The 19,537-nt window shown below is 60.6% G+C and carries 23 protein-coding genes; 2 read left to right on the top strand and 21 right to left on the bottom strand.

Going from position 1 to position 19,537, the window contains the following annotated elements; genetic code table 11:
• Position 1: 1 nt before the first annotated feature.
• The 16 genes from A7V84_RS21650 to A7V84_RS07675 form a co-directional block, all read right to left on the bottom strand.
• Entirely contained in the window at positions 2-2,929 is a 2,928-nt protein-coding gene (locus A7V84_RS21650; protein ID WP_082832978.1) for a phage tail protein, read from the bottom strand.
• The gene (locus tag A7V84_RS07745) at positions 2,926-3,546 is read right to left on the bottom strand and encodes a phage tail protein I (protein WP_063491956.1); all 621 of its coding nucleotides are present in this window, start codon (positions 3,544-3,546) and stop codon (positions 2,926-2,928) included. The genes A7V84_RS21650 and A7V84_RS07745 overlap by 4 nt, the downstream gene beginning before the upstream one ends.
• Positions 3,539-4,465: a baseplate assembly protein gene (locus tag A7V84_RS07740; protein WP_063491957.1), complete on the bottom strand. Its 927-nt coding sequence runs from the start codon at positions 4,463-4,465 to the stop codon at positions 3,539-3,541. Before A7V84_RS07740 ends, A7V84_RS07745 begins: the two co-directional genes overlap by 8 nt.
• A 1-nt stretch (position 4,466) precedes the next feature.
• Entirely contained in the window at positions 4,467-4,823 is a 357-nt protein-coding gene (locus A7V84_RS07735) for a GPW/gp25 family protein (protein ID WP_231939989.1), read from the bottom strand.
• Positions 4,820-5,446, bottom strand: a complete 627-nt coding sequence (locus A7V84_RS07730; RefSeq protein ID WP_063491959.1) for a phage baseplate assembly protein V — start codon at positions 5,444-5,446, stop codon at positions 4,820-4,822. Before A7V84_RS07730 ends, A7V84_RS07735 begins: the two co-directional genes overlap by 4 nt.
• Before the next feature lie 60 nt (positions 5,447-5,506).
• Positions 5,507-5,971, bottom strand: coding sequence for a phage virion morphogenesis protein (locus tag A7V84_RS07725; RefSeq protein ID WP_063491960.1), 465 nt, complete (start codon positions 5,969-5,971; stop codon positions 5,507-5,509).
• Positions 5,968-6,474 carry a phage tail protein gene (locus tag A7V84_RS07720; protein WP_063491961.1) on the bottom strand — a complete coding sequence of 169 codons (507 nt, stop codon included), beginning with the start codon at positions 6,472-6,474 and terminating at the stop codon, positions 5,968-5,970. The genes A7V84_RS07725 and A7V84_RS07720 overlap by 4 nt, the downstream gene beginning before the upstream one ends.
• On the bottom strand, positions 6,458-6,700 hold the full coding sequence (gene lysC / locus A7V84_RS21645; RefSeq protein ID WP_212760497.1) for an Rz1-like lysis system protein LysC: 243 nt from the start codon (positions 6,698-6,700) through the stop codon (positions 6,458-6,460). Before lysC ends, A7V84_RS07720 begins: the two co-directional genes overlap by 17 nt.
• 291 nt (positions 6,701-6,991) lie before the next feature.
• A complete protein-coding gene (locus A7V84_RS07710) occupies positions 6,992-7,801 on the bottom strand; it encodes an N-acetylmuramidase domain-containing protein (RefSeq protein ID WP_063491963.1) in 810 nt (269 codons plus the stop codon).
• Positions 7,794-8,090, bottom strand: coding sequence for a phage holin family protein (locus tag A7V84_RS07705; RefSeq protein WP_063491964.1), 297 nt, complete (start codon positions 8,088-8,090; stop codon positions 7,794-7,796). The genes A7V84_RS07710 and A7V84_RS07705 overlap by 8 nt, the downstream gene beginning before the upstream one ends.
• Positions 8,087-8,461 (bottom strand): putative holin, encoded by a 375-nt coding sequence (locus A7V84_RS07700; protein WP_063491965.1) that lies wholly within the window; start codon positions 8,459-8,461, stop codon positions 8,087-8,089. Before A7V84_RS07700 ends, A7V84_RS07705 begins: the two co-directional genes overlap by 4 nt.
• A 5-nt stretch (positions 8,462-8,466) precedes the next feature.
• A complete protein-coding gene (locus A7V84_RS07695; protein ID WP_063491966.1) occupies positions 8,467-8,673 on the bottom strand; it encodes a tail protein X in 207 nt (68 codons plus the stop codon).
• A complete protein-coding gene (locus A7V84_RS07690; RefSeq protein ID WP_063491967.1) occupies positions 8,673-9,146 on the bottom strand; it encodes a head completion/stabilization protein in 474 nt (157 codons plus the stop codon). Before A7V84_RS07690 ends, A7V84_RS07695 begins: the two co-directional genes overlap by 1 nt.
• Before the next feature lie 92 nt (positions 9,147-9,238).
• Complete coding sequence (gene gpM, locus A7V84_RS07685) at positions 9,239-9,934, bottom strand: phage terminase small subunit (RefSeq protein WP_063491968.1); 696 nt, start codon at positions 9,932-9,934, stop codon at positions 9,239-9,241.
• Between the two features lie 2 nt (positions 9,935-9,936).
• Entirely contained in the window at positions 9,937-10,947 is a 1,011-nt protein-coding gene (locus A7V84_RS07680; RefSeq protein ID WP_063491969.1) for a phage major capsid protein, P2 family, read from the bottom strand.
• A gap of 45 nt (positions 10,948-10,992) precedes the next feature.
• Complete coding sequence (locus tag A7V84_RS07675; protein ID WP_063491970.1) at positions 10,993-11,844, bottom strand: GPO family capsid scaffolding protein; 852 nt, start codon at positions 11,842-11,844, stop codon at positions 10,993-10,995.
• Between the two features lie 144 nt (positions 11,845-11,988).
• Here A7V84_RS07675 and A7V84_RS07670 point away from each other — a divergent pair, with 144 nt between their 5' ends.
• Both A7V84_RS07670 and A7V84_RS07665 read left to right on the top strand, forming a co-directional pair.
• Entirely contained in the window at positions 11,989-13,743 is a 1,755-nt protein-coding gene (locus A7V84_RS07670; protein WP_063491971.1) for a terminase large subunit domain-containing protein, read from the top strand.
• Positions 13,740-14,789, top strand: coding sequence for a phage portal protein (locus tag A7V84_RS07665; RefSeq protein ID WP_063491972.1), 1,050 nt, complete (start codon positions 13,740-13,742; stop codon positions 14,787-14,789). The genes A7V84_RS07670 and A7V84_RS07665 overlap by 4 nt, the downstream gene beginning before the upstream one ends.
• 67 nt (positions 14,790-14,856) lie before the next feature.
• Here the strand turns inward: A7V84_RS07665 and A7V84_RS07660 are convergent, their stop codons facing one another.
• From A7V84_RS07660 to A7V84_RS07640, 5 genes are all read right to left on the bottom strand, one after another.
• Positions 14,857-15,144: a hypothetical protein gene (locus A7V84_RS07660; RefSeq protein ID WP_063491973.1), complete on the bottom strand. Its 288-nt coding sequence runs from the start codon at positions 15,142-15,144 to the stop codon at positions 14,857-14,859.
• Between the two features lie 981 nt (positions 15,145-16,125).
• Positions 16,126-16,629 carry a protein-export chaperone SecB gene (locus A7V84_RS07655; RefSeq protein ID WP_063491974.1) on the bottom strand — a complete coding sequence of 168 codons (504 nt, stop codon included), beginning with the start codon at positions 16,627-16,629 and terminating at the stop codon, positions 16,126-16,128.
• Between the two features lie 12 nt (positions 16,630-16,641).
• Positions 16,642-17,184 (bottom strand): helix-turn-helix domain-containing protein, encoded by a 543-nt coding sequence (locus A7V84_RS07650; RefSeq protein ID WP_115638904.1) that lies wholly within the window; start codon positions 17,182-17,184, stop codon positions 16,642-16,644.
• Positions 17,185-17,191: 7 nt separating this feature from the next.
• The gene (locus tag A7V84_RS07645) at positions 17,192-17,707 is read right to left on the bottom strand and encodes a hypothetical protein (protein ID WP_063491976.1); all 516 of its coding nucleotides are present in this window, start codon (positions 17,705-17,707) and stop codon (positions 17,192-17,194) included.
• A 148-nt stretch (positions 17,708-17,855) separates the two neighbouring features.
• Positions 17,856-19,193 (bottom strand): tyrosine-type recombinase/integrase, encoded by a 1,338-nt coding sequence (locus A7V84_RS07640; RefSeq protein WP_063939983.1) that lies wholly within the window; start codon positions 19,191-19,193, stop codon positions 17,856-17,858.
• Between the last annotated feature and the right edge of the window lie 344 nt (positions 19,194-19,537).

Genomic DNA, 19,537 nt, shown 5'->3' with positions numbered 1-19,537 from the left:
GTCAGTACGAGATGCAGGCCAGAAGTGCTATGTTCCGCGGACGCGTCTCAACACCACCTTCTGAAATCGTTTCCGGTTCATACGAGTCCGACACAAATGGCACACGCTCAAGACTCCCCGATATCCCGCCAACGCCCCGGTTTACGGATGTCGAGAGCGTATGCCGGTGGGCTTTGAAAGTATCGGATTGATAAGTGCCGAACGCACGGCTCCTATCGATGCCTCTGCCGTCATCCCAGCCACGTGTAAATTCGCCTCGAAGATCAGGCAGTACGATGAATTCCCCGGTTGTGCTTCGTGTCGTTGCTGGACTGGCCCCGTTGGTGCAGCGGTAACCAAAATCTGCGGTTGAATTTGCAGCATCGCCGCAATATATCGCCCCATCCAGTTCCGGATATGCAGCGACGGAAATGGCAGCACCGTTTGCCTTCAGCCATCCTGGGGGGGCCGTCCGTCTGGCCATGTAGGCTATCCGTCCCGCTGGTGATTTCAGTTTCACCGTATCGGTAGAAACGTACTCTACCCACGGCTTCCACGAGGTAGTGCTGTGACGCGAGCGTACAAAAAGGCGGACTGGGTTAAACGTGGTGAAGGTATGAGTAACAATGTAAGAACCGGCCACACCTACATCCAAGGTGCCAGCAGCGCCGGCAACAGGATAGTTATTCTCCAGCGTTGCCCCCAAATTTGAGTTTTGCCCGTAGCTACCGGGTATCACAATAGTGTCAAGATCCGCAGATCCTAGGGGGTTATATGCCCCCAATCCAAAAGCGCCGACCAACAGCAGGCGGCCTGATGTTGTGTCCATTTGATTGGCTTGTGTGTCCAGCTCATGGGTATGGCTTTCGGCAGTTACGGCGCTGGCGGTTGTTGCAGACAGCTTGCCCGGCGTTCCCAAAGTGAAAGTTCGATTTGCACCGAGACTTCCGCCACCAGATAGACCGTTCCCCGCTGTCAGGATTACACCGGACGAAGCGGCACCAATGTCGGCTGCGGAAATGTCGAGGGCATGCGTATGGCTGGTGGACTGCACAGCATTTGAAGATGCCTTAGTGATCGTTCCCGGCGTTCCAAGACTGAAGGCGCGGTTTCCACTGAGGTTGCCACCACCAGATAGACCGTTCCCCGCTGTCAGGATTACATCGGATGAAGCGGCACCAATGTCGGCTGCGGAAATGTCCAGGGCATGTGTATGGCTAGTGGACTGCACAGCATTGGACGATGCCTTAGTGATCGTGCCGGGTGTTCCAAGCTCAAAGCTGCGATTCGCTGCAAGGTTTCCACCGCCGTTCAAGCCGTTGCCTGCTGTCAGCATCACGCTGGTGCTAGTTTTTTTTGCAAGAGCATCCTCCAGTCCTGCCACGTTCTGGATATCGCTGCGGCCAAATGTCAGGTTCCCGCCGGGAAGAGTTATGTCCACGGTCTCAAATGCCGTGACCGGCTCTACCTTCCAACCCGTCCCCCAGGCGGCCACGGTTGCGCCGTTAGCGTTGTACTTCGCTAGGACTTCGGCAACGGTAATGGTTGGGTACAACCACCCTTTAGAAAGCTCACCAATCCAAATGCATGGGACACCTTCCGCATCGTGGCCGAAGCGAATAGATGAATCGGATGTAGGTTCGCCCGCGATAATCGTTGCGCCGGCTCTTGACCATGTTTTTTTCGACTGGACGTAGCCGTCTAGCAAAATCGTTACAGGTTTGGATCCCGAATATTCGAACACCTCTACACGGAGCCGCAACATAGTGTTGGCACCGACTGATGTGGATGGGAGTGTTATTTTCATTGCGCCGGGAATGCTTCCGTTGTTGCTGGAGAAGCCTCCGCCGTCTGGAAGTATCACGTGAGCAGTTCTAGCAATGGACGTGCTGCCATACTCCGCGCCGATGGCGGCTCCGGCGCCCAAAGAGATCGGACCTTCCATGGTGCCGCCGGCCTTGGGAAGGGCTTTGATATCTTCCAGTACTTCTACCGCAGTACGAGGCACCAGGGGGCCAGAGCCCGCGCCGGTCAGATATGACCGCGCTGCAAATGACGTAGAGCCGGTTCCACCGCGAGCGACGGGGAGCGTTCCTGCGGTGGCCTTGGACACATCCAATGCCGTCACATTTAGAGTCACGTTTCCGGAACCATCAAAACTCACGCTACCCGCTGTCGCACCACCTGTAATAGAGAATTGCCGCGCAGCGGCCAACTTCGTCGCTGTAGCCGAGTTTCCGACTACGGCCTTCCCCAGGTTGACGACGCGTCCCTTTGCGTCAACCGTGATGACGGGAATTTCATTTCCAGATCCAGCAGTTCCCGCAGTAACGCCAGAAGCGGCGAGCGTAAGAGCGGCCGACATGTTTTTGCTCCCATCGAACGAAACGGAAGCCGTGCCGTCTCCGGTCAGAGCAATCGTGCGGGCAGTAGCAAGCTTGGCGGCGGCAACTGCCGTACCGGTCTTGTCGAGCTTGAGCGCCAAGCCATCGTCCACATACTTTCGCGTGGCCAATACAACCGCAGGATCGATTTTCAGCTCGAAATTCGCGGCGCTGCTGACCATCAAGACCATGCGGATGACCTGGGTGCGGCCGGAACCTTCGGCGAGCAGCGGCTTGTAGGTGGGCGGGCAGTTCGCCACGGCGACCAGGCCGCCCGTGTCGTCGTGCAGCCCCAGGGTGCGGATCCAGTTGCCGCCTTCGTTTTCAGGAATGACCTGTTCGGCGATCAGCCAACTCGGATTCGCGGGATCCGTGGATAGCTGATTGAGGGGTTTACGGCGCCATTCGCCAATAACGGCGGTTTGCAGGCGATCAGGGGTCGGAACGATGCCGCCACCGTCGCCCACGGAAAGGCTCGTGATTTTGAGGGGAATGCCCAGCGCGTGCGCCTGCGCTTCGCGCTCTTCGCCGTACTTGGTCAGAATTCCGAAATAGGTAGCGCTCATGGGTATACCGTCATCGTGTCTATGGTGTGATCGCGGAGGCCGTAGGCCAGCGAAACGCGCGTTTCGATGGTCTCGGGGATGTAGGGGTAAACGGTCAGGGTGTCGCCGTCGTAGGAGGCGATTCCGAAATTCACTTGCGTGCGGACTTCGGCGGCAATTGCGAGGCCGATAAGGTGCTGGCTCAGACGCTTGGCGTCTTCAATCAGGCGTCCCAGCTCCAGATACATCGCTTCGTCGATACCGCTATCCAGCACGCCGATGGTGAGGCGGAACGTCCCGCGCCGCCCTTCGGGCTGCATCTGGAACCACTCGGTTACGTTCAGCAGGAAGCCCAGCGGCTCCACGACGCGCCGCAGGGCGCCGATGGTGCCCTTGCGCTTGTGGACGAAGAACGAGTTGCGCAGGGCCTTGCGTTTGGCCTCCACGGGCCAAGCGTCGTCCCAGCGATCAACGGACCGCTCCCAGGCCAGCCAGGTAAGCAGATCCGGTGGGCATTCAGCGGCCTGCCGGATGCTGCGAATAGGTAAGGGAATGTCTTCGATGTCCGCGCCTGTGATGGCGAGGTTGCGCTCCAGTGGCGTGGAGCTGGGCGGCAGCAAGGCGCGTTTCTTAGCCATTGTCTGTCCCGCCCGCAACCTCGATGGAAACCTCAACGCAAGTGCCCGCTTCTGTTGGCTGCAACAGGATGTCGGCGGCGGGTTCGTGCAGTACCAGGTGATCCACCCCTTCAACGTGCAGCGCGGCGGTAAGTGCGGAACGCCACACGGACACGCCCTGGCGCCGAGGGCGGTTCACGAACGCACCGATAGAAGCGTTGACGGTGGCGGTTGCCACGCTGCGGCCTGGGCCTTGGCCTTTCAGGTGAAGCGTGGCGCGCACGTTGTAGCGGCGGATGACGGAGGATTTCACCGTGACGCGATCCCCCATCGGGCGGATGTCTTCATCATTGAGCGCAAGGCGGGCGGCGGCGAGGATGGTCTCGCTTGCCGTACCGTCGCCGTCACGCGAAAGGATCGACACCAGCACATCGCAGGGGTCGGGACTGATGGCGCTTGCATCCGCGATTTGCCCATGTGCAGATCGCGCATGGAATTCGTAGGCACCACGGGGGCCAGCCGTGGACAAGCCTTCCCATGCGAGTTGTACGCGGTCTCGCAGCTCGTCATCAGTTTCCATGACGGCATCGATGGGTGGCGATACGGTCAGATCTTCAGCGCGGATGATCAGGCGCTGCACGCCGTATTCGGCGGCGATGTTCTCCAGGTCTGCCCCTTTGGCGAAAGCCAGCAGGACGGCGCGGGCCGCTTCGTTGATGCGCTGGCGAAGGATCAACTCGCGTTCGGAGTTCTCTTCCAGTTGAATGGTAAGCGGTTCCGATTCCAGCGCCAGCGTCTTGGCGACTGCATCGCGATCTTCGGCCGCAAACAGCGCGATGATGCGTGCCTTTCGGGTTTCAAGGATCTGCTCGTAATCAAGTTGCTCCACCACGTCGGGCGGTGGCAGTAGGGATAGGTCAATCGTGTTGGACGTGGCCATGCTAAGCACCGATGCGGGTAGACAGGGAGACCGGGCGCACTTCGTTGTCTATCAAGGCTTCACCAGACAACTCGAACATCAGGGCGCCAGGGCTAGCCGCATCTACCTGCGCGGTGATGGCGCGCAGCGTTAGGCGCGGCTCCCAGGCAAGCAATGCGGTGGCCGCTGCCGCATAGAGCTGCAACAGCGTCGCGGCGTTCGCAGGCGCGTCCACCAGATCGGGCGCCACAGAACCGAAGGGACGCCGGCGAACGCGTGTGCCGACGGAAGTTCCAATGATCTTGCCTATGGACTGGCTCAGGTGTTCCGCGCCCGTGATGCGCCGGCCCGTCTTGGCATTCATTCCCAGATAGCTCATTTGGTCGGCTCGTCGGTTTCGCCGCCCAGGCTGCGCACGCGGTGCGTGTGGGTTTCCAGCACCACGCCGTTGGACGACAGTTCGCCATCGCGTTGGATGATGTCGCCGCTGATGACCGTCCGATTGCCCTTGCCGTTCTTGCCGGACATCCCCGCCTGATAGGACAGCAGGCCCGTGACGGTCACATCGCCGTCAAGGGTGATGGCAGGGCAGCGCAGGATGGCGGACGTGCTGGCGTTGGCTTGGATGGTCTTGATGCCCGTGGCAGTCAGCGCGCCGGCCTGGTGGTCATAAGTGACGCGGGCGCCATCGGGATACAGGCGCACGTGTTCGCTGGCGCTGGTCGAAGGGGCTGGGATCGCATCCGAGTTCAGGCCGGTGATGACGATGCCGGCGGCGGTGTCACCGCCTGGACAAAGCACCAGAACCTGTTCGCCCGTCGTCGGCGGATCCCAGGTCGTGGACGTGCCGGCGCGAAGGGCTAGGAATTGCAGCCAGTCCGTGGTCAGCGCGCCGGTGGAAACACGGACCTTGGCCGGCCGGGAGGAAAGATCAACCTGCGCGATGGTGCCGACCCGGATAAGGTTGGTCAGCAGGCGGAAGAGTTCGGCTATTTCGTGCATGCGGCCATGTTGCCGCGCTGCCTTCGCGCGCGCACGAAGCCGGTGTTGTTGCTCGGCCTGCTACAGCCCGCGACCGGCCAGGAAGTCGGCCAGCGTATCCAGAACGCGTTCGCGGCTTTCCTTGGAGAAGCCAAGCAAGCGCCGGACGGGATAGCGCACGTCGGGCGCGCCCGGTGCTGCCCGGTCCCTTAGTCCGCGCTGGTGGACCCAGGCGATGCGCGAGGCGCGGCCCTTGAAACCAACCGTTGCCGCGTCCTCGGTGACGCCTGCGCGGAGGTGCTGTGCCGTGCGCAGGCGCGCGAACATCTTGCGTCGGATGGTGCCCTTCTTGCCGCGCAGGTTCTTACGGGCTTTGCGGGGCCTGTAGCGCTGGCCGTCCGGGTCTACCTGGGCGCCGATGCGCTGGCTTTCCGTGCGGCGTAGCTCCTGAGCAATCCGCAGCTTCGCCTTGCGCAGCTCAGCCGGCTCTAGCCGCGCGAGCAGGCCAGCGGCCCAGTCCTGCACGTCGGCAAAGTCGGCGCTCATCGCTCGATGGCCCAGCCAGGGTAGGGCAGGATGCCGATTTCCTCACCGTCTCGGCAGACGCTGCGCGCGGGCGCGCTCGGGTCCGGGAATAGGTCAGGGTGGGAAGGCTCCTGCGCATGGGTGATATCGATTCGCTCGCCGGCCGGATCCAGTCGCGCGATGATGCGCTCTGTGAGCTGGAGCTTGATGCTCAAGTCGAACGTGTCATTCGTGATGATTTCCACTTCAAAAGCGATGGCCTGCTTGCGCTTTTCGGGGTTCTCCAGCACGTCCGGCTGATGCACGCGCAGCCAAGCCAAGATGGGGACCATGATGCTGCCCGGGTCGCCGGCAAAGTCCTCAATGACAAGGTTGAGGGTATAAGCGTATTCATGCGACAGGCTGGCCGTGGCGACGGCTGCGACCGCGCCGGCATCGATAAAGACGTGCAGCTTTTCCGGATCGCGTCGCAGATACGGGTTTGCTTCAGTGATGTACGCCCGCAGTTCAGTGGCTTTGCGCATTCCGTTCCCTCGCTTCGCACGCGATGACCGCATCTACCTGGGCGGCACAGATAGCCCAATCTGCCTCTACGCGGTCAAGCGCTGCGTTCAGGTCCTCATTGCGGACCGGGCGGCTGGCTGACAGCACGCAGGGGACTACGGGCGCGCAGGTGTTCGGCATAGCCATCGGCGCCGGTGATCGCGGGGCGTTCCCGCATCCTTGCAATAGGCTCAGGCAGCACGCCATCAGCCCAGTGGCGAAAATCTTCGTTCTCACGTTTCAAGTCCTCGATGTCGGAGCGGCGCGATTCCAGTGCGCTGCGGAATCCTTCTTGTGTGGCCACCAGCTGGCGCAAGTCGTCCTTGCCTTGCTGAATGCCCGCCGTGATCTTGCTCATGGCGACGTCCTGGGCGTTCAGGCGTTCGCCATACGCTGTCAGGGCGGCGGCCTGCCCGGCGATGGTGCCGCGCTGCTGCCAGATGACCAGGGCCAGCAAGGCGCAGACGAGGTAGGGCGCCAGCCGCCAAAGCCACCCGTTCATGCGGCCACCTTGCCGGCCGGAGCTGAAAACCGTTCGTAGGCCCGGGCCAGCTTCACGTCATAGAGGTTTTCCGCATAGGCGGTGCCGTTGTAGCCGCGCGCGAACGCCGCCCACTTCCGGCCGATCAGCGCCCTATGCAACACGGGGTCGGCTTCGATGAACTTCACGAATGCCGCGAGCTGCGCGCCCTCGCTTTGCTGCTGGGAAGCAACGAAGGCTTCGACGCTTTCATACCCCAGGGCTTGCCAGTGAAAGCCCATGATTTGGAATGCGCCCCAGCTCGTCGCTTCCAGGGCGGCAGCGCGGCATACCTGCGCGGCGGTCGCAAGGCGGGCGTGTTCGGCGGCGCCGCCAGCGTACCCGCCGCGTTTGGGATTGACGATGCCAGGGAAGCGGAGGGCATGCGGAGCGGGGTCCACGCCGTGCGCTTGGAGGCGCTGGTAAAACACATGACGCTCAAACAGAATCGAGACGCGACCATCGGGAAGGAAGCCGTTGCCGTTGGACTCCACCGCGTTGACCGCCTTGACGCTGGCCAGGGGCACGCCCAACTGTTTGGCGGCGGCGGAAAGATCGGATTCGCGCATCAGTTTCGACGTGTCCTGGCCGGCCAGGGCGGCGCGCGTCTTGTTTCCCACCTTGCCATCCACGACCAGGCCGCGCGCCGCCTGGAGAGCGCGCACGGCGCTTTCTGTGGCGTCGTCGAACTCGCCCGTCACGTCCAGGCGATGGCCTGCATTGTTCAGCTGCGTTTGCAGGGCGCTTACCGCAAGGCCGCGGCTGCCGGATTTCAGGATTTCATTCACGTTGCTTGCTCCGAAAGAAGATGGCCAAGTTGCCCCGGATCGCGTAAGCGATGGCGCAGACGGCGCCGGCCGCGACCAGTTCCAGCAATCCAGGCGGGCCCGACGTGCAGAGGGCGACCGCCAGGGCGCGGCAGAACAGGCTGGCGATGGCGATGGAGGCGAATAGGGACACCTTCGGCCGATGGTGTGCGCCGTTCGGCCGATACCAAAGCAGGCGGGCGCCGGCCAGGGCGTACAGCAGGACGCAGGCCACGGCCAGGGGGGTGAGCGTCAGCGCGGCGGTGTTCATGGCTTCCCCCCGCCGCCGGCCATCCGAATGATGATCGCCCTCAAGTCGAAATCCGGCGCCATGGCCAGCAGCTTGAGCGCGATGGGAACAATGATCAGCGCGCCCAGCAGCGCGGGCAGGAACGACTGTTTGGCCCATTCTCGCGCGATGAACTCGCCGGCGCCACCGTAGCCGCACAGCGCGGATAGAAGAAAGGATAGAAAGCGCTTCCAGGCGCTCAAATCCTTTTTGGTGCTGGCGACCAGGGCCGCGCCGATGACGGCGCCAAAGGCGGCGTTGGCGTCGATGTAGGGCAGCACCTGGGCGAGAACCAGCCCGGATGTTGCGGTGGTCGCCGCTGCGGTCGCGGTGACGGTGGAGGGTTCGGCCATGAAGTTCAGTCCCAAAGGTTGACGGTCGGGACCGTCGAAGGTTCGGATGCCGGCTCGGGGAGAGTCACGGCGAGGCCGTGCGGAAGGATGGCGCCGTGGTCCGCAAGTCCGGGGTTCAGTTCAAAGGTTTGTTCCACCACGCCGCGCGTGGTGCGCAGGTGGCGCCAGCACAACGCGTCTACGGTGTCCCCCTGCATTGCGCGGACCTGCATCAGATCAGCTCCACCACATTGCGCGGTCGGCCCTGCACGTCGGCGGTGGACCAGCGGGCATTGCGCCGATGCTCGTCCGGCGCGTCGGCCAGCCACTCGATGCGCTTCTGGCCGGCGCCCGTGGTGTCGTAGTCGGCCATGCGTTCGATCAGGTCCGCTTTGACCAGGCTGTACACGGCGCGCACATACGCCAGCGTCCGCCGCGACTGTCCGTCGATTAAATCCCCGGTGGGGACGCTCGCCAGGGTGTCGCTGCCCCGCGCGCGCATGGCTTCCTTCCATGCCGCCAGGTCGCCGCCCACTTCCACGATGGCGCCCAGCAGGGCATGCCGGAGGCGCGAGTCCGTGACGGTGCCATCAAGCCGGAGCGCGTCGCGGGCCTCCCTCATGTCGAAATCGGGGAAAAAGCCGTCGTTCTTGATGACATTGGCGGGTGTCTTGGACGGTGTGGGAGCTGTGGCGATAAAGCTCATGGCGGAATCCAGTGGGGTCGGCGGTGGGCAGGCGTCGGGTTGCTCAGGGAGCCACCGTCAGCCCGCGCCGCCGTGCGCTTGGGGGCACTCGGTTAGCCTGCGGTGCCGGCGTTCTTGATCTTGCGTTCCAGTTGTTCGATGAGCTTCTTGGCGCCGATGCCCGAGAACAGGTCAACCGCACGCTTGAGCTGCGCGACGGCGGCACGTGCCATTTCCAGGCGTTGTCCGTCCAGCGTGTCGCCGGCCTGGAGCGCCAGCGTCTTGCCCAGGGCGAAGTGCAGCTTGGCGCGCGCTTGGTCCGGGGCGTCGTGACCGTCCACCAGAACGGCCACCCGTTGCAGAATGGCCATGGCAGTATCTGCGTCAGCGACTGCGCCGCCGGCCACGGCGCCAGCAACTTCATCCAGCAAGAGGGTCGCGGCGTTGCGCTTCAGGCGCTCCGGCAACGGCAGCTCGTGGCGCATGACGTAGGTAGCGATTTCAAGGCCCCGCTCAAACAAGCCGGCGTCGATGTGCCAAAGCATGAGCGTGGCGACTACCTCATCCGGCTGGCCCGAGTCGCCCTCCAGTACGCCCGTGATGTAGGCCTGATACTCGGGCAGCAGTTCGCGCTTGACCGAAATCTTGCGTTCGACGGACTGAATGTCGTGCAGACGGCGCGCGTCCAGTGTCAGTTTGGCCATCATCTGGCCATAGATACCGCCCACCACGACGGGCGCGCCCTCGCTGGCCGCGCTCGTCTTGGCGGCCAGCACCCGCATGCGGTGAAGCTGTGCAGGGCTGGCCATGGTTACGCTGCCGCCAGTTCGATGTTCTCGATCAGCGAGAGCAGGCCGAAGTCTTCCACGACGTAATCATCATTGGAGCTTTCGAAGGTGTCGATGCGGTCGCGGCCCGGATTCTCGATCACATGGCGACGACGCCCGCCGACCTGCCAGTACAGCGACAGGTTGTCCAACGACGTAATCATGACCTTGCCAGCCGGGAAGAACGGCGCCTGCACGGCCGGCAGACCGCCGACGCGCTTCTGGCTGATGATGATGTTGGCAGCCAGGGTGTCGGTTGCCTTGTTGTCCTGGTTGACCAGCGGGAAATACTTGTCATGCATCAGGCCACGGCCGAGGATGGCCACCAGCCCGGGATTCTCCTGATGCCACGGGTCCAGCAGCTGGATAGCGTCGTACACCAGCGCATCGAGGTTCTTGTAATCGCCGTCCGGGCCGATCAGCACCTTGCCGGAGCCGGTCTTGCCTTCGGCCATGACCCGTTCGGCTGCGCTTTCGCGGGCCTTCTGGAGCCAGCCCTTGTTCACGTCTTGCAGCATCGGGTTAGCGGCGGGGTCCGTATTTGCCGCAATGCTGGTGCCGTTGAAACCGATCATGATGCGGTCGAGGGCCTGACGCTGCACCAGCAGATTGGCAATGCGCAACTGGAAGTCGGGAAAGCGGCGCCATGCGTCGAGCTTGTCGTAACGGATGAACGAGTCATAGTCGGTTTTGCGGCAGTGATAGCCGTTGTTGTCCAGGGTGGACAGGTCGCGCGGCTGGCGCTCTTTGGCGGTCGTGTCGGTGCGCGAGGCTACCGGGCCGGACAGGTTCAGGCCCAGCTTTTCACCCTGCAATTCGTCCACGCCGACCATGTTGATGCGACCCAGGAACGACGAGCTTTCTTGCAGCGCGGTTTCGAGCTTCTGTTGTACCGACGGAATGACAGTGAAGGTTTTGCCAGCATCGTCGGTGCCGTTGACGGCGGCCAGCTGGGCCAGATAGGCATTGTATTTCTTGCGGGTTTCTTGGTGCATTTCGATATCCGGTAGGCGATAGATGTCTGATGTCGGGTTCGAGGGTTAGAACTGCGTGAGCTGCTCGCCCGTGCCGCCGGTCGCCAGTTGGCGCTGGTGGAAGCTGTTCGGCGTCTTGTCGAGGGTTTCTCGCAGGTCTTGTAAGTCGGCGGCGCTGGCGGCCGACTTCTTGAATTCGGCCAGTTCCGATTCGAGCTTCTCCACCTTGGATGCCGTCGCGTTGTTGCCTGCGGTGTACGCCGCCTGGAAGTCGCTGAACAGTTGCGGCAGCGCTTGGAGCGCCTTTGCGGTGTCGTTCGGCAGGGCGGGCTGCGCCTGCTGGGGCTGCTGGGCGAAGGTGCTCAGCAGTTCCTTCATGCGCGCGAAGAACGAGGCGCTTGCGTCCGGCACCTGGGCGGCGGGTGTTTCGTCAAAGTCGAGAACGGTCTCCAGTGCGCTCGTAAAGAGGTTCGCGGGGTTTTGCTTGCGGGAGGCGTAGGGGTGGGCTGCCGGGTTCTTGGCAGCGAATTCCAGAATCGAAGTCCCCAGGCTGGCCGGGGAATCCGTGACGGACACGCCGATGAGTCCGCACTTGCCCGACTTGGCGAAGTTCGGCTCGATCTCGATGGACGTGTAGATTTTCTGGCGCTTCTTCGTCATGGCCACCAGGTCCGGCGTGGGGTCAAGCTGGGCTTGCAGTTCCCGCTTACCGTCTTTGTTGTCCTGCACGCGGACCGCTAGCACGTCGCCGTATGCTTTGAACGGGCTGTCGGGGAGGAGGCCACGGATGTGTTCCATCCAGATGCGTGCGCCATAGGTCTCGCGGTTGTAGGTGGCGGCGATGTCATCCAGCCAACTGCGTTCGATCACGCGGCCGTCAGTCGTTTGGCCTTCGGTGGCCACGGTGAACCATTTCATGGGTTGGTCTCGCTTTGTTTGTGGTGTTCGGGTATTGCCATAGTGGCGCGGGGCTGGCACGCGCTCAACGGCTGGAAGATGTCGCAGGCGTAGCTACACATCCCGCCTTCACGCGCGCGCGGAAAACGTCGGCACGATGGCGGCATGTCTGAAATTGCAGAGAACATCGATACCCGAAAACTTGCGCGAGACCTGTACTGGCAGGGCTGGCGCGTGTCGTCTATTGCGCGACACATCGGCGAGAAGCGCACAACCGTGCATAGCTGGAAGACGCGCGACAAGTGGGACGCGGCGTCGCCGCTGGAACGCGTGGAGACCGCCTTAGACGCGCGGCTGTGCATGCTGATAGCGAAGGATCAGAAGGACGGCCGGGATTTCAAGGAAATTGACCTGCTGGGGCGGCAGCTTGAGCGCACGGCACGCGTGCGCAAGTTCGACAGCGACGGCAAAGAATCGACGCTGAACCCCAATCTTGAGCGCCGCAACGCCGCCCCGAAAATCCGGCCGGAGCGAAACGCGATCAGCGAGGCGCAGGCAGATCGGATATCGAAGTCCTTCCGGGAGTCGCTATTCGATTATCAGAAGGTATGGTTGCGCAATGGGGATCAGCGCACGCGCATGATTCTGAAATCGCGCCAGATCGGCGCAACGTGGTACTTCGCCCGTGAGGCGCTGGACGACGCGATCAGGACCGGACGCAATCAGATTTTCTTGTCGGCATCGAAGGCGCAGGCGCACGTTTTCAAGCAGTACATCGTGCAGTTCGCCCGGGAAGCTGCGGACGTTGATCTAAAGGGCGATCCCATCGTGTTGCCAAATGGCGCGCACCTGTATTTTCTCGGCACGAATGCGCGGACGGCGCAGGGCTATCACGGCAACTTCTACTTTGACGAATTCTTTTGGACACCGAATTTCGCGGAGCTGAACAAGGTAGCCAGTGGCATGGCGCTGCATAAGCACTGGCGCAAGACCTATTTTTCTACTCCGTCCAGCATGGCGCATGAAGCCTATCCGCTGTGGACTGGAGAGCTGTTCAACAAGCGGCGCGCGAAGCGCGAGCAGGTTGCGATCGAGCTGGCGCATGCCGTTCTGAAAAATGGGCACCGCTGCGATGATCGGCTATGGCGGCAAATCGTCACGATTCTGGATGCGGAGGCGGGCGGGTGCGACCTGTTCGACATCGACGAGCTGCGGCTTGAATACAGCCCGGATCAGTTCGAGAACCTGCTTATGTGCGGGTTCATCGACGATACGGCGTCCATCTTCCCCCTGGCCATGCTTCAGGGCTGCATGGTGGATGCGATGGTGGAATGGATCGACGTGCAGCAATTCCTGCTGCGGCCCTATGGCTACAACCCCGTTTTGATCGGGTATGACCCATCGCTTACCGGCGATTCGGCGGGTTGCGTCGTGCTGGCCGCGCCGCGCACGCCGGGCGGCAAGTTCCGGGTGTTGGAGCGTCACCAGTGGCGCGGCATGGACTTTGCCGCCCAGGCCAAGAAGATAAAGGAAATCACGGAACGGTACGCCGTCATTTATATCGGCATCGATGCCACCGGCATGGGCCAGGGCGTCTACCAGCTGGTCAAACAATTTTTCCCGAATGCGCGCGCATACGCCTATTCGCCTGAAGTGAAGTCGCGCCTTGTCTTGAAGGCAGGCGACGTGATCCGGAACAAACGCCTTGAGTTTGACGCCGGCGCTACCGACATAGCCCATTCGCTGATGTCGATCAAGAAGACGATGACCGCCAGCGGTAAGAGCGTGACCTATGACGCTGGGCGCGCTGCTGACACGGGGCATGCGGATCTCGCATGGGCGCTTATGCACGCATTGGACTTTGAACCCCTGGAGGGCGCGACCAGCGCGAACCAGGGACTTGTGGAGATTTACGGATGAAACGAAAGAAAGCCCCGCGCGTGCAGCTCGCCGCCACCGCTGCGGCGCAGGCGGCGGCTCCGGCTTCCGCCGGCATCGAGGCGTTTTCCTTTGGGGAGCCGGAGCCGGTACTGGATCGGCGCGAGATTCTGGACTATCTGGAATGCTGGAAAAACGGTCGCTGGTATGAGCCGCCCGTCAATTTTGGTGGGCTGGCCAAGTCGTTTCATGCAAGCCCCCACCACAGCTCGGCCATCTACTTCAAAGCCAATATCCTGGCGTCTACTTTGGAGCCGAATCGCCTGTTTAGCCGCGATACGTGCCACAAGATGGCGGTCGATTTTCTGATCTTCGGCAACGCGCATGCGGAGCGGCAGGATAGCGTGACCGGAAAGCTGCTGGGGCTGCGCCATGCGCTGGCCAAGTACACGCGGCGAGGGCTGGAGGCCGACCAGTATTTCTATGTGCCAAGCATCGGCCAGGAACACGAATTCGCGCGAGGGGCCGTGGCTCATCTCATGCAGCCCGACATCAACCAGGAAATCTATGGCATGCCGGAGTATCTGGCGGCGCTGAATTCGGCCTGGCTAAACGAGTCCGCGACGCTGTTTCGGCGCAAGTATTACCAGAACGGCAGTCATGCGGGCTTCGTCATGTACGTGACGGACACCATTCAAGATGAAAGCTATGTGAACGGCATCCGTGAGGCGTTGAAGAACTCGAAAGGCCCGGGCAACTTCCGCAACCTGTTTGTCTATGCCCCTGGTGGCAAGAAGGACGGCTTGCAGATCATCCCGGTTAGCGAGGTCGCGGCACGTGATGACTTCTTCAACATCAAGAACATCAGCCGCGATGACATGCTCGCCGCGCACCGTGTGCCGCCCCAGCTCATGGGGGTGGTGCCCAGCAACAGCGGAGGCTTTGGCGCGATCCTGCCGGCTGCGCAGGTATTCGCGCGCAACGAGCTGGAGCCGCTACAGGCGAAGTTCCTGGGTCTGAATGAATGGCTCGGGCAGGAGGTGGTGAAGTTCCGGCCCTATGTGGTCCATACGGGCGAGAAAGAATAGGCCGCTCGGCTTCGATGACATGCCCCGCTTCGGCGGGGCTTTTTTTCGTCGGTACGTCGCGCCGTGCTTACCGTTCCTCGTCGCGCCGGCGGCCGGGCTTTACCGCAAGCGCCTCGATCAAACATGGCTCGCCCTGAACGTATTCCCGCAGCTTGGCCACGTGGTCGAGGATGTCTTGCCGGTGGCGCAAGGTGCTGGCGTTTCTGAGGCCGGCTTCCAGAGCCACCACGACGCGCTGTAGGCGCCATATTTCCCAGGCTAATGCGCATGCCTCAGTGGTGGGGTTTTGGGCGTAGAGCGCCCGTATGCGGGCCGCAGACAGGGGGGCACGCGGTGATTGGTCGAAGAAGTCCATGGGGATACCTCAAGGGGCTGTATGAATATACAGTATTCTGACCAGTGGCACCCCCTGGCGCGCAGTCTTCCCCCCTCCACGCCTGCGCGCTAAATGGGGCAAAAAAGACTCATCTATGCGTCACCCCTTAGCGCCAGCATTGGCGCGGCTCTGCGGGCCGCTGGTAGGGCTTGGCAGGTGACGCACTACGACGCACCAACGACGCACTTCTGTGGGCGTGTCCGGGGCGTGGTGGTGGATTTGCTCAAACTCTGCGCAGGTTTGGGGAGGGGCTGGGAAAAACCTAACCTTCCTAACTAGGCCTGAAAAAGCCTAATAAGTGATTGATTTATATGAATAATACTGGTTAGGTTTAAAACCTAACCTGACCTAACCTAAAACCTAACCGCTTCGTAAGTCATTGATTTATATAGTAATTAATTTTTTATATGGTTAGGGTATAGAAACCTAACCGGGTTAGGCTTTGGTTAGGAAAAGGTTAGGTTTTGCGAAACCCCGGAAACCCGTATGAATAAAGGCTCTCCGGCCAGTTTGCTATGTCTGGTTAGGAAGGTTAGGTTTTTCCCAGCCCCTCCCGAAATATTAGGAATGGTTTCTTTGCGGGCTGGCTTCGGGTTCGCGCAACTCTTCTGATAGCGCGTTGCCGCCGCCGGTCCTGGCCAGATCCGCACACGCTGCTGCCGGTCGTGGACGTGGCCACGTCGGCGCGCTGGCCAGACGGCTGATGCATAAGGTCGCGGTGGATCTGTGGGTGTGACCGGGCGGCGGCCGCCGGCGGCGCACTAGCCAAGCGCTGGTGCAGCGGATCTGGGGCAATCGAGCGGCGTCGCCCGGAAGCGCGCTCGCCAACAATTGGTGCGCCAGGTCGTGGCGAAGCTGGTGGCTATCGCGCGACAGGCACACTGGCTGGAAATAGGAGGAATCCCCACAAAAAAAGGCCGGGGAGCATCGCAGCTCCGCGGCCTCCTTAGCTCAAGAAGCTTACAGCTTCTTTTTGCTAGCCCGCTTCCGCGCGCCTTCCCTCGGCTCAGCGGGCTCGGCGGGGGCGTTGTCTGATCGCGTCAGCTTCAAGAAGCTAGCAGTCGGGAGCATGATCGGGCCGTATCGATGCCTAGCGGAAAGTGAAAGGATTTGCTCGCGTATCGATCCATATAGGATTGAAGCACCGTTGCAGACAACCAGTCGCTTTCGCTCTTCGATCTCCCCATCATGGTCGATCGAAAACATGCCTTCGATATCGACATCGAACGTGTACGGGAACTCTGCATTAGCGGACGTCAATTCGCTTCGGACTCGAAGGCGCACAATGAATTCATGCGGATCAGCCTCATCGCTGGTCAGCAATAAGACCTTTGTGTGTACTTCGTCTTCGCCGATAGGCGGGTAGAGTGACTTGCGGTCAAGGTCGAGTTCTATGTCGTCCCGGGAGACAAGCGAAAGCTGATAGAAGTGGTAATGCTCAAGTTGCAGCGGAGATAGATTCATTGCTACCCCAAATCAGGCTGCGGCGCATGCAATTGGAAAGCCCCAATTTTCGTTGGGGGAAAAGTGGGTTTTCTTGGCCGCCTGCTGCACATCGGTACGGCGCCATGCGGCCTGATTGACCTGCTTTGCAGAAGCCAGCAGCATCGAGCATTCAGCGAGTTTTTGCCGCATCGTTGCTTCCATTGCATGCACTGCCGCAACGCGGGTTTTGTAGGTGTCCGCTTCGCGTTCGTGCCAAGGTTGACGGCAGGCCGCGTCCTCTTTCGAACGAAACACAATGTCGAAATCCAAGTTCATCGCGGTCACCAATGTGTGAAGCGTTCTCAGCGTCAGATTGGTGTGACCATGCAGCACCTTACTCACGCGGCCCTTCGTCCAATCCAGGATAGACGCCAAGTCGGATTGCGTCATGTCCTGATGATGGAGAGCGCGGATCAAGTCAACGCAAAGGCGCTCGGCGCGGACGTCAAAAACGAAGTCGTCGTCGCTGGTGGCTTCGGCCCACAGAGCACTCACATTCACGGGAGTATCAGTGTTAGCACGGGCGTGTTTCATTAGAGGCTCAATCCTTGATTTCTTGCTTGCAAATGCGAAAAGTACCTTCCGCCATAGCGTCGAGGTAGGTCTTCACTTCAGTTTCTAGAGCGGTCGTTTGTGCCTTCGTCAGCTTGTCCTCTTTCTTGGAAAAAGCGTTCACCAACAAAATGGATCGATCCGCGCCGTAATAGAACGACAACCTTACCCTTGCGCCCTTCCAAATTCGATAGACCGAATGGTTGGTCTGCGGTGGCTTTTCCGGATGAAGGAATTGATGAAAGGGATGGCACTGCTTTTTGTCATAAAAGTCGGTGAGTGGTTTACCGGTCGCGGCAACTTGAATCAGCTTAACAACAGCGGCAAGTGCCGCTTTTCTGTCCGCAGGCTCTTGCATGGCTGCGATCTGTCGGATCAAAAGCAGCGACGCGTCGGGCTTGTCGTCTTCGAGGCGCGAGTAAAGCTTCCATGAGTCCTTGGCCGCTTGGGGGTCATCATCTGGGTTCCCAATGGAGGCATTGGTTATCAGCCGATACAGGGGCATGTGTTCACTTATAAGTTAACCGTAGTGTCGATGTGAGTCAAACGCACCTTGCGGTGAAGTCGAAAAACAGGGTGAAGCGTTAACTGTGAGCAACAGCTTACATCAATGCATAACAGAGTGTGATGCTCTGGCCGGTGACGAGCAGGGTTTACTGTGCCGAGTCCTCGGCCAGGTTTGGCCATGGCAACCATTCGGCTGGATCGCCTAGCAAGTTGGTTAGATGTGCGCCGAGCGCGTCAAATGCATCTCGGCGCTGCACCAGCATCTGCTGGCGCTGGTAAGTCCTGGTGACCTTCTTGGGTTCAATGTGATTCAGACATCGGTCCACGACGCCTTCGGGTATGCCCAGTTCGCCCATGATCGTGGCTGCGGTGCGCCGAAGATCATGCTGCGTCCAATGGCCACCAGGCAAATCCAGATCTGTCGTGTTCTTTCTCCCCTTGACCTTTTTCGTACGGGTTTGTCGGTCGGTGAGGCGACGGGTCAGCTCGCGCTCTGAAACGTGGCCACCTTCCCGGCCAACCAACAGGTATGGACTGTCGCCGGCCGGAAGTAGAAGAAAGCGCGACCAGATAGCCAGCGTAAAGTTGCTCAAATGTACCGTATGAGCCCGCCCGTTTTTTGCTACGTCGGAGGGGATATCCCATGTGCGCGCCTCAACATCGACATCGCCCCGCCGCTTGATCGAGGCGACCTCAACCGCCCGAGCTGCCGTTGCCAGTGTCCACCAAAGCATGAGTTCGCTACGCACCGGAAGGACACGACGCGTTGCCGTGTAATACTTCGTCCGTTGTTCTGTTGGCCTAGCCAGCGCATCGCGGAGCTGGGACAACTCGCCATCGGATAGCACGCGGTCCCCTTCCTTATCCTGGCCGCCGGCGTCTCGTCGCTTTATCCCCGCAGTGGGATCTCCCTGCATCCATTCCCTGGCCACGGCATAAACGAACATTTGCCGGAGTTCTGACAGGATCAAGTTGGCCGTTCGTAGTTTTTTGCCCTCGCGCGCTGGCTCGATCGACTTAAGAACATGCGGCCGGCGAACGTCGGTCAAGCTAACGTCGCCGATAGCCGGCAGTACATATCGACTGAAGCGGCCTTGAATGGATTGGTGATCGGTTTCGCTCTTTCGATGAGGCATTATTTCTTTCTTGAACCACACTCCAAACAGCTCGGATACCGTCGTTGGAATCGCGTCGGTGTCGTCGTTCAATACTGCTGTGGCGCGTTTCGGATCGATGCCCTTCGCAACCAACTCCCGGCGCTTTTGAACGAACTCGCGCACGGCTTTCAGGGTTAGCGCTGGGTACGATCCTGGGTAGAGTGTTTCTCGTTTCCCCTTCGTAGGGCTTGTGTAGCGCCACATCCAGTCGCGACGGCCGTCGGGGCGGATTCGTAGCATCAGCCCGTTCCCATCTTGCAAATAGTGCAGGGTCTCTGCGGGCTTGGCGCGGCGAATGGCGGTGTCTGTCAATAGGTCTGAGGGCATGCGTCAGCTGCTCGGTGGGATACCAATTGGGACACCACGAGCTGTCGGCTTCAGGCGAACCAATACGGACGTTGGCGGAAAAAGACTGCTGTCTTGGCGCTGATTTTATTGGAATTTCTGGACTTTGTCGGACTTTGGCGGACGTCAGCGGAAACGTATTTTTTTGCTTTGGGAGCAGAGGGTCGTGAGTTCGAATCCCACCGCCCCGACCAATAAAATCAAAGGGTTAGCTCAATGTTGTTGAGCTAACCCTTTTTGTTTGCTGGGCATATGGGACAACATATGGGACAACGAACTTGTAGTTGGCGGTGGGCAAGTTCAGGCGGCATCAAGGCAAGGATGTG

The organism is Bordetella trematum (genome assembly GCF_900078335.1).
Classification (GTDB): domain Bacteria; phylum Pseudomonadota; class Gammaproteobacteria; order Burkholderiales; family Burkholderiaceae_B; genus Bordetella; species Bordetella trematum.
The sequence above is the reverse complement of the archived record's forward strand: the minus strand, read 5'-3'. Positions and strand labels throughout refer to the sequence as shown.